Genomic DNA, 11,725 nt, shown 5'->3' with positions numbered 1-11,725 from the left:
CCACCGGCGTCCGATCGAGGACGGCCGGTGGGCCGGTTCGCGTCGTCGGCGGGTCAGCGCCGGCCGCTGTCCCTGAGCTGGAACCGGGCCGCGATCACCAGGGCGGCGGCGATGAACACCAGGTTCTTCACCACGAACTCGCCCTCGGTGGTGAGCATGAGCGGGTTGCCGTCCTGGAAGGTCACCTCCGGCTGCATCACAAGGGACAGGAACGTGCCGGTCAGGTGCGCGACCAGGGCCGCGCAGACCAGCGTCAGCGCCCGGCCGGCGATCAGCAGCACGGCGACGCCGATCTCGAACCAGCCGAGCACCGGCAGCACCCAGGCGCGGTCGAACCACGGCAGCGTGCGGGCCACGAAATCCCCGACCGGGGTGACGTCGGCGACCTTGAGCGCGCCGAACCACAGGAAAACGGTGCCGATCGTCAGCCGGAGTAGCGGGAGGCTGATCTGCCGAAGTCGCTCAACGGTGACAGCCTCCATCGTTCGAAGCCGCGGCAACACACCCTGGGTAGGCCGAATCTCAGTCCGTATCACAGTGCACTCCTGATTTGCCGATCACGAATGAACAACTCAGGCCGGCGCTACCGCCCCCCGCGATATAGCCGCCGTCGCTCCGAGTTGAATCAATTGTCATCGATTCTCTAGCGATTCTCTAGTCGGACGCCACGAACTTGAACATCCAAAAAGGACAGTGGCCGGCGCGTTGGTCGCGCCGGCCACAGTGCGGGTGGAAGTCAGGCCGATCGGGTCAGGCGCCCACGGCGGCCGACTTCGCTGGTTGCGGGTGCGGTATCGGGTGCGGCGGCGCGCCGATGCGGGCCGGCCACCACAGCTTCGGACCGATGTGCAGGCCGAGGCCGGGCACGAGCAGGCTGCGGATCAGGAACGTGTCAAGCAGCACACCGACCCCGATGAGCACACCCTGGTGCAGCGAGTTCACCACCGGGAGGACGGCGAGCACGCTGAAGCAGGCGGCCAGGATGAGGCCGGCGCTGGTGATCACCCCACCGGTGACGCTCAGCCCGGTGAGGATTCCCTCGCGCGGCCCGCGCAGGATCGTCTCCTCGCGGACCCGGCTCATCAGGAAGATGGTGTAGTCCACCCCGAGTGCCACCAGGAACAGGAAGCCGAACACGACCAGGGTCCGGTCGATCGTCGGGAACCCGAACGCGTTGAACAGCAACGCGGCCGTGCCGAACGCCGCGGCGAACGACAGCACGACGCTCAGCAGCAGGACGATCGGCGCGACCACGGCGCGCAGCAGCACGATCAGGATCAGCAGCACGACGACCAGGATGATCGGGATCAGCACCTTCTCCTCTGTGGACTGGGCGTCCGCCGTGTCCAGCATCACCGCGGTCTGCCCGCCGACGAGGGCATGCGGGCCGGGCAACCCCTGCAGGGTGGTGCGCAGCTGGCCGACGGTGTTCCTGGCCGCCTCGGTGTCGGGCGCGTCGGCAAGCACGGCCGTGATGTGCGTCCAGCCGTCATTGGACCCGACGATGCGCGCGTCGGTCACGCCCGGCACGGTCTTCGTGGCCGCAAGGACCGCGTCCGCGGTTCCGTCCTGGGCGTAGACGTCGGCGGGTACCGAGGATCCGGCCGGGAAGTGCTGGGCCAGAAGCTCTTGCCCGACAACGGAGTCGGTCGGCTTGGTGAACTGCTCGGCCTGGGTCTGCCCGCTCTGCAACGACAACGACCCGAACGCGAGCGCGACCAGCGTCAGGGCCGTGCCGATCCAGATGGTCCGCGGCCGGCGGCCGACGGCGCCTGCGACCTTCGACCAGAACCGGTGCTCCTTCTCGACCGGAATGAACTCGGCCTCGGGGTCGAACCGCGGGATGCGCGGCCAGAACACCCACCGGCCCATGATCACCAGGAACGCGGGCAGCAGCGAGGTCATCGCCAGGAACGCCACGGCCACACCGATCGCCGCGACCGGGCCGAGGCTCTGGGTGGAGTTCATGCTGCCGAACACGAGGAACAGCGTGGCGATGATCACCGTGCCGGCCGACGCGGCGATCGCCGGCAGGCTGCGGCCCATGGCGATCACCATCGCCTCGTGCCGGTCCTCGTGGCGCCGCAACTCCTCGCGGTACCTGGCGACGAGCAGCAGAGCGTAGTCGGTGCCGACGCCGAGGACCAGCACGGTCAGGACGCTGGCGCTCAACCCGTTGACCAGCAGACCGCCCTTGGCCAGCAGGTAGACCACGGCGCTGGCGACCTGGCTGGCGATGAACACCGACAGCAGCGGGACCAGCCACAGCGTCGGGCTGCGGTAGGTCAGCAACAGCAGCGCCGCGACGATGAGGATCGTCACGAACAGCAGGGTCGAGTCGATGCCGTCGAACACCTCGATGTAGTCGTTGATGTTGCCGGCCTGACCGGTGATGCCGACCTGCAGCCCCTCGGGCGCCCCGGCCTGCGCGGTGCTCTTGATCCGCTCGACGGCGTCGCCCAGCACGGTGTTGTCACTTGGCGAGGAGCGGACGCCGATCGTCAGGAACGCGGCCTTGCCGTCGGGCGAGAAGGTGGCCGGCGGGATCTGGGTCGGGGAGACCGAGGCCAGCTCGCTCGCGTCGGCGCTCACCGCCGCCCGGTCCGCCTCGGTCAGCCCGGAGGAGCGGGCGTACACCACGACGGCCGTGGTGAGATCCCTTGTGGCGAAGTGATCCTGGGCGACCTGCAGGGCCTGGGTGGACTCCGCGTCGGACGGCAGCCAGGCCTGCGCCTCGTTGTTCTGCACCGTGCCGAGCTTGGCCGCCAGCGATCCGCCGATCATGGCGAGCAGCAGCCATACGGCGAACACGACCCACTTGGACCGGCGTCCGGCGACGGCGTTGACATAACGTCGCGACCACGAACGCCGACTTCCCGGGGGCGCCACTGTCGCAGGAGGTTCGTTCATCGTTTCCTCGCTAACTCGCGCTATGAGCTGACGGCGGTCTTGGCTTCTCCGTTGCCGACCGGTACGTCCGCGGACAGGTTGATCCGCCAGGACATCCCGAACCGGTCGTTGAGCCAGGTGAAATTGCGGCTGAACCCGAAGCGTCCCGGCGCCGTGATGACTTCCCCGCCCTCGGACAGCGCCGCGTACAGCCGGTTGAACTCCTCGTCGCTCTCGCACTGGACGAAGATCGCGAACGCCGGCGAGAAGCCGTACTCGTGCCAGGGCGCGTGGTCGTGCCCCTGGGCGCCGTGCGGGGGCATGTTGATGCACATGTAGTGCTGACCCGCAAAGGAGAAGGCGGCGTGCTGCAGGGTTCCCTCGGTCCACCCCGGCTCGCCGGCGCGGGCGCGGATGACGTTGTGCACCTCGGCGTCGGCGAACAGCGACGTGTAGAGGTTCATCGCCTCCTCGGCGCCGCTCCTGAACGCCAGAAATGTAAAGGTCTTCGGCTTTCCTGCTGCGGGCATACGGGTTCCTTTCGGCCCTGGGTGTGCAGGCGTGAGCGTGCGGTGAATGCCGCCGGGCGTCAACCGTTCGCTGTAGCGGCGCTATACGTTGCGTCGAATCCCGACCCAAACGTATCTTTGACGAATGCGACCCTTGCCGGCTCCGCGGAATCGGAGTATGGAACTGGCCCTCGCCTGGGAGATGTTGGTGGCGAGCCTGGCCTGGGCCGGCGCGGGCCTGAGCGGGCTCGGGCCGAGCCCGGAGCTGCTGGCCGCGTTTCGCAGGCGGCACAAGGATGTGCAACCGCGGAACCGCGGCAGTTGAACGCCGAAAGCGGCACTGTCTCCGCACGACGACCCCGAGTTACCATCGCAAAATGGGAACTGCGGTTATCGTCGTCGGTGCCGGGCCGGTCGGATTGATGCTGGCCGGCGAGCTCCGGCTCGCCGGTGTGGACGTCGTGATATACGAGAAACGGCCGGCGCCGAGCGGGGAATCGCGCGGTGTCGGTTTCACCAGGCGAGCGGCCGAGGTGTTCGATCAGCGCGGGCTGCTCGAGCGAATGGACGCCACCGTCAGCAGCTGGGGTCATTTCGGCGGCGTCCGAATCGACTTCGGAATGGTCGACGACGTCCACTTCGGCATCCAGGGGGTGCCGCAGTACCGGACCGAGTCGGTGCTGGGGGAGTGGGTCACGCAGCTCGGCGTGCCGGTGCGGCGCGGCTACGAGTTCGTCGACCTGCGCCAGACCGACAACGCCGTCGTCGCCGTCCTCGACGGACCGAACGGCCGCGAGGAGCACACGGCCCAATATCTGGTCGGCTGCGACGGTGGCCGCAGCACCGTGCGCAAGGTCGTCGGCATCGACTTTCCTGGCCGGAAGGCGACGCGCGGAATGTACGTCGCCGACGTCGTCGGAGCGGACATCCGGCCGCGCCCGGTCGGCGAGCGGGTGCCCGACGGCATGGTCCTGGCGATCAAGCTGGAGGAGAACGTCACCCGGATCGTCGTCCACCCGGACGACCTGCTGCCGCGCGACCCGGAAACCGTGACGTTCACCGAGATCGCCGATTCCTGGCAGCGCCTGACCGGCCAGTCCCTGCACGGCGCCGAGGCCCGGTGGATCAGCGCGTTCACCAACGCCACCCGCCAGGCCGCCGAGTACCGGCGCGGCCGGGTGTTCCTCGCCGGCGACTCCGCGCACATCCACATCCCGGCCGGCGCGGTCGGCCTGAGCACCGGCGTGCAGGACGCGGTGAACCTCGGCTGGAAGCTGGCCGCCGCGGTCAACGGCTGGGGCTCCGACGAGCTGCTCGACACCTACCACAGCGAGCGCCACCCGATCGGCAAGCGCGTGCTGCGCAACACCCTCGCCCAGGCCTCCCTCTACCTGTCCGGCGACGAGATGGAGCCGGTCCGCAAGGTCATGCGCGAGCTGGTGTCCTATCCGGACGTCGCCCGGCACATGGCCGGCATGGTCAGCGGCCTTGAGATCCGCTACGACGTCGGCGCCTCCGGCCACCCCCTGCTCGGCCTGCGCATGCCGCCCCGCGACCTCGAGCTCGCCGACGGCTGCCGCACCCGAATCCCCGACCTGTTGCGCACCGCGCGCGGAGTACTCATCACCACCGAACCCCGCCCCGACCTCAGCCGCCTCGCCGCCGGCTGGTCCGACCGAATCGATTTGATCACCGCCAGCTGGCTCCCGACCGACACCTACCCCGCCCACACCGCCCCCGATGCGGCCCTCGTCCGCCCCGACGGCCACGTCGTCTGGGCGGCCCCCGGCGGCGGCGACCTGGCCAAGGCCCTCTACCGCTGGTTCGGCAAGGCCAACGCCGACACCGGCACCCCCGACCCCACCTCCATCCCCAAAGCCTCCTAACGCACACCGAACCTACCCCCAGGCGCGACACAGCGCCCCGAACGCGAGACACGCCGAGGATCCCGGTCCCATCCCCGGCGTGTCTCGCGCTCGTGTTCGTGCACAGTCTGGGTGGGTGTGGACGGCGAGGTTGACGAGGTCGCCGTTCGACGCTAGTGCCCGTGGCTCAGGCGGGCCGCACGTTGGAGGCCGCGGCTGCGGGTGACGGTGAGAACGAGGGTGAAGACGGCGGCGCCGGTGAGGACGATGGTCGTGCCGGAGGGGACGTCGAGGTGGTAGCTGAGGTTCATACCGACCAGGCCGCAGGCGGCGCCGATGAGGGTGGACAGGAGCAGCATGGTGGCGAAGCGGTTGGTGAGCATGCGGGCCACCACGGCGGGGATGACGAGGGTGGCGGCGACGAGGGTGACGCCGATGACGGTGAGGGTGGCCAGGATGGCCAGGGAGAGCACCAGCATCAGCAGCGCGTCGGCGCGGGCCACCCGGACGCCGCTGACGTCGGCGACCTCGGGGTCGAACGTGACGAACAGCAGGGTCCGGTAGTTGAAGAACACGACCGCGGCGGTGAACAGGGAGATGGCCGCCAGGATCCACACGTCGGCCTCGGTCACGCCGATGATGCTGCCGAACAGGGCCGCGTCGAAGCTGGGCCCCTTGGTGCCGAACACGCTCAGCAGCGCGACGCCGATGGCGAACGAGGCGGTGGTGATCACGCCGATCGCGGCGTCGGCGCCGATGCGCCGCCTGCGGGTCACGGAGTTGATGGCCAGCGCCGACGCCAACCCCCACAGGCCGGCGCCGATGTAGTAGTTCACGGCGATGAGCGAGCTGGCCGCGAAGCCGCCGAAGATCGCGTGGGACAGGCCGTGCCCGATGTAGCTCATGCCGCGCAGCGTGATGTAGACGCCGATCAGTCCACAGAGGCCACCGGCGAGCGTGGCGACGACGACGCCCTTGACGAAGAAGGCGTAGTGGAACGGGTCGAGCAGCGTCTCGATCACGACGCCCTCCGCTCCGCGATGGACATGTGCGGGCGGCGGGTGTCCAGCACGACGGGCATGCCGAGGTGCTCGAGGATCTCCATGGGCGCGCCGAACGTCGCCTCCAGCACGGCCGAGGTCATCACCTCCCGGGGCGGGCCCTCGGCCACGATCCGGCGGTGCACCGCGACGAGCCGGGGCAGGTGCGACGCGACCCCGTTGAGGTCGTGCGTGGTGATCAGGATCGCGACGCCCTCCGCGTTGAGCTGGGACAGCAGGTGCAGCATGTCGTGGCGGCTGTTGACGTCGACGCCCGAGGTGGGCTCGTCCATCAGCAGCAACCGGGGCCGGCGCAGCAGCGCGCGGGCGATGAACATCCGCTGCTGCTGCCCGCCGGACAGCTCCCGGATCTGCCGGCGGGCGAGGTGCCCGATGCCCAGCCGGTCGAGCACGTCGGCGATGTCCGCCCGGTCGGCGCGGCTGGGCCAGGGCAGGCCGCGCTGCTTGCGGGCCATCAGCACGCATTCGGCCACGGTGACCGGGAAGTTCCAGTTCACCGTCTCCAGCTGCGGCACGTAGCCCACCGCGACGCGCGGCCGGCGGGTGATCGTGCCGTGGTCCGGGCGAACGGTCCCGAGCAGCAGCCGGAGCAGCGTGGTCTTGCCGGATCCGGACGGGCCGACCACGCCGACGAAGTCGTTGGCGTGGAGGGCGAGATCCACCCCGGTGAGGATCGGTGTGCCGGTGTAGCCGAAGTCCACCGCGGTGAGCCGGATCAGCTCGGCCCCGCGCTCATGGTTGCTCATTGCGGGTAGTTCCCCCTGTCCGGTGTGGGAAAGTTGATGTCCAGGGCGCGCAGCCGAGCCGGATCGCCGCCGAGACCCGAGATCATCGTGACGTAGTCGTAGCGCATCAGGCCGATCCAGGAGTGCTCCGGCTGTCCGGGTTCGCCGGGCAGGTCGTCGTCGCGCAGGGTGTCCTCGTACCGCGCCCCGGTGGCCCGGCCGATCTCGGCGAGGACCGCCGACGGGAACACCTCCGAGCCGAAGATCACCGGAACCCGCTCGGCCTTGATCTGCTCGATCAGGTCGGCCACTTCCTTCGGCGTGGGGTCCTCGAAGTTCTCCGGCTGGATCGCGCCGATGACCGTCCACCCGTACGTCTTGGCGAAGTAGGCGTACGCGTCGTGGTAGGTCAGCAACTCCCGCTTGCCGTTGGGAATCGTCTCCTGGTCGGCGCGCAGCGCCGCGTCCAGGCCCTTGGCCTTGGCCTCGAACACCGAGTAGTTGGTCCGGTAATAGTCGGCGTTGCCGCCGTCGGCCGCCACGAGGGCGTCCCGGATCACCGCGGCGTAGCGGATCGCGTACGTGGGGTCGGTCCACAGGTGCGGGTTGGGCTTGCCTTCCTCCTTGGGAAAGGAGAAGTCGTAAATGTACTCGCTTTCGGGCAGCACGGAGGTGCCGAGCTCGATCAGTTTGGCGCCGGGCTTCATGTTGGCGTCGGCCAGCTCCTTGGTCGGCTCTTCGAGCTTGAGGCCGTTGACGAACACCAGGTCCGCCCTGCTGAGCACCTTGGCGGCGCTTGGCGGTGGGTCGAACGTGTGCGAGTTCGTGCCCTCCGGCACCAGACCGTCGATAGTGACCCGGTCACCGGCTACATTGGACACCAGCGAGGTCAGCGGCGCGACCGTCGTCACCACGCGGAGCTTCTCGTCGCCGGCGCGGCCACCCTGTTCGGTGCAGCCGGCCAGCCCGATATTCGCGACGAGGACCGACGCAATGACAAGGGTGGGCAGGGCCACGCGAGACGTCAAATTTAGCATGCGGGAACCCTAATTGGGACACGTTGATCGTCTCATTAGCTTCACTTGAAGTTCGCCTCATTCACAATATCTTGCCGCACGTGACCTATTGGGAGATCATGAGACAAATCGCCCAGCAGAGGAGACGGCCATGAAGGTCGCGCCCCCGCATGCCGCGCCGGTTGGCATCGCGGCGGCGATGCTGTGGACCCCGCCGGGGCGGGACATCGTCACCGACGCGGTGGCCGCGGGGCGGGTCGACCCGGAGACCGCCGAGCGCCTCGGCTACTGGGAGCTGTCCACAAGTGACGATCGGGCCGGGCCGCAGATGGCGGTGCTCGCGGCACAGAAGGTACTGGCCGAGGCCGGCTGGTCCGGCGAGGACCTCACGCTGGTCGTGCACGCCTGGCTGTACCACCAGGGCCACGACTTCTGGTCCGCGCCGCACTACGTGGCGCACCACATCGGCGCGCGGCACGCGATTCCGGTCGGTGTTCAGCAGACCTCCAACGGCTGCGCCGCGGCGATCGAGCTCGCGGTGAGCCGGATGGCCGCCGACCCGGACGTCGACCGCTGCGCGGTGACCACCGGCGACCGGTTCGCCGGACCGGGCTTCGACCGGTGGCTCAGCGACTTCGACGTGGCCTACGGCGACGGCGCCACCGCCCTGTTGCTGCACCGGGGCCCCGGCCCGTACCGCCTGTTGTCCGTGGCCTCGGTGAGCGCGCCGGAGTTCGAGATCATGTACCGGGGCGCCGACCCGTTCAGCGCGGCGCCGCGGGAGACCTCGAGCACGGTCGACACGCGCCGGAACAAGACGGTGTTCCGCGAATCCGGCCAGCTGCCCCGATTCGCGGCCATCCTGCGCCGGGCGGTGCAGCGGGTGATCCGGCAGGCGCTGGCCGAGGCGGACCTGGAGATCGACGACCCCCGGGTGCGCTACCTGACCCTGCCCCGGATCGGATCCGTCGCGCTGCGCGAGCTGTTCCGGCCGCCGGTGGACGAGCTCGGCCTGCGCCACCTGAAGGTTCTCGACCTCGGGCGGGCCACCGGGCACCTCGGGGCCGGCGACTCGATCGCCAACCTGGCGGACCTGCACACCGGCGACCGGATGGCGCCCGGTGAGGTCGCGCTCCTGCTCAGCGTTGGCAACGGACATACCTGGTCGTGCATCGCGGTACGGCGGGAGTGAGGAGGAGGCAGGTGCGACAGCGCGCAGAGGCGATCGTGGTCGGCGCCGGCGTGATCGGCATGACCACGGCCGTGTGCCTGGCCGAGTCCGGGCTTTCGGTACGGGTACGCGCAAGCGAGCCGCCCCATCACACCACGTCCGCGGTGGCCGGGGCGATCGCGGGCGGCCCGGCGTTCTCCGACCCGGACGAGGTGGACGGGATGTGGGAGCCGTACGAGGTGAACGTTCGGCGGCACCAGATCAGCCTGGACGAGTTCACCGGGCTGGCGGCGGCGGAGCCGGACTCCGGTGTCCGGTTGAGACGCGGCCGGATGGTGTGCGCCACCGGTGACGAGGCGCCGAAGTGGGCCCGCAGGCAGCCGGGGTTCCAGGACTGCTCGCCCGATGAGCGAGCCGGGTTCCCGGTGGCGTTCTGGATGTCCGTGCCGGTGATCGACATGCGCAGCTACTTCGACTACCTGATCCGGCGGCTGCGCGCCGCCGACGGGATCGTCGAGATCCGGCCGCTCGAGTCGTTCGATCAGCTGGCGTCCCAGGTCCGGCTGGTGGTCAACTGCGCGGGTGTCGGGGCGGGACGGCTGGCCAACGACCCGGAGGTGTTCCCGGTGCGCGGCCAGCACGTGGTCGTCGAGAACCCCGGGCTCGACGACTTCCTCTTCGAGTTCTTCGCCGGGCGCATCCGCGGCCCGCAGTCCGTCACCGTCATCCCGCATTCCGATCGCGTCATCCTGGGCAGCACGGCGGACCGGCACAACTGGAGCCGCGAGCCGGATCCCGCCGCTACCAAGGAGATCCTGCGCCGGTGCGGCGAGGTCGAGCCGCGGCTGGTCGGCGCCCGGGTGCTCGGCGTCGAGGTGGGCCTGCGGGTGGCGCGCCCCGGCATCCGGCTGGAGACCGAGCAGGTGGGCGATCTCACCGTCATCCACAACTACGGCCACGGTCCGGTCGGCGTCGGGATGTCGTGGGGCTGCGCCCGCGAGGTGGCGGAGCTGGCGTTGGCGGGGAGCCTGATATGAGCACAGTGGACCGCAGTGGGCTGCAGGCACTGTCCGCCGAGGCGACCACCTTGCTGCGGACGCTGGACTCGGTGCTCGAGTCGTGGGGCACCGATGCCGGCGCGGCGTCGATGATCATGCCGCCGTTGTTGCCCGTCGAGTCGTTGGCCCGGCTGGACTTCTACGAGAACTTCCCGCACCAGGCGCTCGTCGTCAGCCCGCTCGACCTCGCCAAGCGGGAGCCCGGCGCCCGGCCGGCGCACTTTGATCCCGACGCGCTCCTGCCGGCGAGCCTCGGCCTGCCGTCTGCGGCGTGCTTCGCGGTCTACCTGTACCACGAGGGGCGCGCGCTGCCCGGCAACACGACCGTGACCGTGCTCGGCCGCTGCTTCCGGCGTGAGGAGGGCTACCAGGACCTGCGCCGGCTGATCGGCTTCCACATGCGGGAGATCGTGGCCATGGGCACCCGCGAGTTCGTCCAGCAGCACCTCGACCGCTTCGGCGCCCGGATCGCCGACTTCATCACCGCCCTGGACCTGCCGTTCCGCAAGGAGGCGGCGACCGATCCGTTCTACGACCGGGGCGGCCAGCGGGCGCTGCTGCAGCGGCTCTCCCCGGTCAAGCACGAGTTCGTCGTCGACGACCTGGCGATCGCCTCGCTCAACGTGCACCGCAACTTCTTCGGCGAGCGCTGCGACATCAGCCTGGCCGGTGAGCCGATCTTCACCAGCTGTGTCGCGTTCGGACTGGAGCGCTGGCTGTCCGTGCTGCACAAGCGGTACGGCAGCTGGCCGGCCGCGACCGAAGCGGTCCGCAACACCCGCGGCGAGGTGGCGGCATGAACCCCATCGAGGAGATCGCCGGCTGGATCATCAGCCGCCATCCCAGGGTCGAGCACATCGACCCGGACCACGACCTGATCGACAACCGCCTGATCGACTCGATGAGCTTCGTCGAGTGCATCATGCTCATCGAGCGGCTCAGCGGCCGGCAGGTCGACCTCGACCAGCTCGACCTGGACAGCTTCCGCACGCTCAGGAGCATCCAGCGCAGCTTCTTCACCGAGCGGGCAGCCTAAAGCTAAAGGGGTCGTGAGCCTTTCTGGGGCTATGGCACCGGAAAAGACTCACGACCCCTGAGCTGCTAGGCCGCGTCTTCCTTGTCGTCCAGGTGTGACCGCGGGTCGAACGCCGACGGGTCGATCAGGGGGTAGACCTCGAACTCGAGGTGCTGCGCCGCCGGGCTGCTGTACAGCAGCGACATCAGGTGCTCGTGCGACTCGGCGTCGTAGATGTTGAGGCCCGCCGAGGCGCCGACGAGGATCCAGCGGTGCTTCAGGGTTCCCTTCTCCACCAGCTCCTTGGTGTACTCGAAGCCCCTCGCCAGCCGCTCGCTGAACTCGTCCGCGCTGATCCCGACCGGTGCCTTCCGGGCTATGACAGCGAATAGCGCCATCTGCTCTCTCTCCTTAAG

The 11,725-nt window shown here is 69.4% G+C and carries 13 protein-coding genes; 6 read left to right on the top strand and 7 right to left on the bottom strand.

Translation table 11 applies throughout. From position 1 onward, the window contains the following. Nucleotides 1–53: 53 nt before the first annotated feature. The 3 genes from VGX25_RS01925 to VGX25_RS01915 all read right to left on the bottom strand — a co-directional run bounded on the left by VGX25_RS01925 (nt 54) and on the right by VGX25_RS01915 (nt 3,419). Nucleotides 54–482, bottom strand: coding sequence for a hypothetical protein (locus VGX25_RS01925; RefSeq protein WP_326915758.1), 429 nt, complete (start codon nt 480–482; stop codon nt 54–56). A gap of 268 nt (nt 483–750) precedes the next feature. Next, complete coding sequence (locus tag VGX25_RS01920; protein ID WP_326915757.1) at nt 751–2,811, bottom strand: MMPL family transporter; 2,061 nt, start codon at nt 2,809–2,811, stop codon at nt 751–753. A 119-nt stretch (nt 2,812–2,930) separates the two neighbouring features. Further along, entirely contained in the window at nt 2,931–3,419 is a 489-nt protein-coding gene (locus VGX25_RS01915; RefSeq protein ID WP_326915756.1) for a VOC family protein, read from the bottom strand. Nucleotides 3,420–3,576: 157 nt separating this feature from the next. On the opposite strand from VGX25_RS01915, the gene VGX25_RS01910 reads away from it, so the two are divergent. After that, entirely contained in the window at nt 3,577–3,723 is a 147-nt protein-coding gene (locus VGX25_RS01910) for a hypothetical protein (protein ID WP_326915754.1), read from the top strand. Nucleotides 3,724–3,775: 52 nt separating this feature from the next. Beyond that, nucleotides 3,776–5,284, top strand: coding sequence for an FAD-dependent monooxygenase (locus VGX25_RS01905; protein ID WP_326915753.1), 1,509 nt, complete (start codon nt 3,776–3,778; stop codon nt 5,282–5,284). 152 nt (nt 5,285–5,436) lie between these two features. Here VGX25_RS01905 and VGX25_RS01900 read toward each other — a convergent pair whose 3' ends face one another. From VGX25_RS01900 to VGX25_RS01890, 3 genes are read right to left on the bottom strand one after another with little or no spacing between them, the layout of a single operon-like run. Beyond that, the gene (locus VGX25_RS01900; RefSeq protein ID WP_326915751.1) at nt 5,437–6,285 is read right to left on the bottom strand and encodes a metal ABC transporter permease; all 849 of its coding nucleotides are present in this window, start codon (nt 6,283–6,285) and stop codon (nt 5,437–5,439) included. After that, nucleotides 6,282–7,070, bottom strand: coding sequence for a metal ABC transporter ATP-binding protein (locus VGX25_RS01895; RefSeq protein WP_326915750.1), 789 nt, complete (start codon nt 7,068–7,070; stop codon nt 6,282–6,284). The genes VGX25_RS01900 and VGX25_RS01895 overlap by 4 nt, the downstream gene beginning before the upstream one ends. Next, on the bottom strand, nt 7,067–8,086 hold the full coding sequence (locus tag VGX25_RS01890) for a metal ABC transporter substrate-binding protein (RefSeq protein WP_326915749.1): 1,020 nt from the start codon (nt 8,084–8,086) through the stop codon (nt 7,067–7,069). Before VGX25_RS01890 ends, VGX25_RS01895 begins: the two co-directional genes overlap by 4 nt. A gap of 130 nt (nt 8,087–8,216) precedes the next feature. Here VGX25_RS01890 and VGX25_RS01885 point away from each other — a divergent pair, with 130 nt between their 5' ends. The 4 genes from VGX25_RS01885 to VGX25_RS01870 are packed head-to-tail and all read left to right on the top strand — an operon-like array spanning nt 8,217 to nt 11,330. Further along, on the top strand, nt 8,217–9,257 hold the full coding sequence (locus tag VGX25_RS01885) for a ketoacyl-ACP synthase III family protein (RefSeq protein WP_326915748.1): 1,041 nt from the start codon (nt 8,217–8,219) through the stop codon (nt 9,255–9,257). An 11-nt stretch (nt 9,258–9,268) separates the two neighbouring features. Further along, nucleotides 9,269–10,273: an FAD-dependent oxidoreductase gene (locus VGX25_RS01880; RefSeq protein WP_326915747.1), complete on the top strand. Its 1,005-nt coding sequence runs from the start codon at nt 9,269–9,271 to the stop codon at nt 10,271–10,273. After that, a complete protein-coding gene (locus tag VGX25_RS01875) occupies nt 10,270–11,094 on the top strand; it encodes a hypothetical protein (RefSeq protein ID WP_326915746.1) in 825 nt (274 codons plus the stop codon). The genes VGX25_RS01880 and VGX25_RS01875 overlap by 4 nt, the downstream gene beginning before the upstream one ends. After that, entirely contained in the window at nt 11,091–11,330 is a 240-nt protein-coding gene (locus VGX25_RS01870) for an acyl carrier protein (RefSeq protein WP_326915744.1), read from the top strand. The genes VGX25_RS01875 and VGX25_RS01870 overlap by 4 nt, the downstream gene beginning before the upstream one ends. A 65-nt stretch (nt 11,331–11,395) precedes the next feature. Here the strand turns inward: VGX25_RS01870 and VGX25_RS01865 are convergent, their stop codons facing one another. Next, nucleotides 11,396–11,707, bottom strand: coding sequence for a muconolactone Delta-isomerase family protein (locus VGX25_RS01865; RefSeq protein WP_326915742.1), 312 nt, complete (start codon nt 11,705–11,707; stop codon nt 11,396–11,398). Nucleotides 11,708–11,725 lie beyond the last annotated feature (18 nt).

It is taken from the genome of Actinophytocola sp., from assembly GCF_035942955.1.
In the GTDB taxonomy this organism is placed as follows: Bacteria; Actinomycetota; Actinomycetes; order Mycobacteriales; family Pseudonocardiaceae; genus DASYTH01.
Note: the sequence above shows the minus strand (reverse complement) of the source record. Positions and strands in the feature narration are given on the sequence as shown.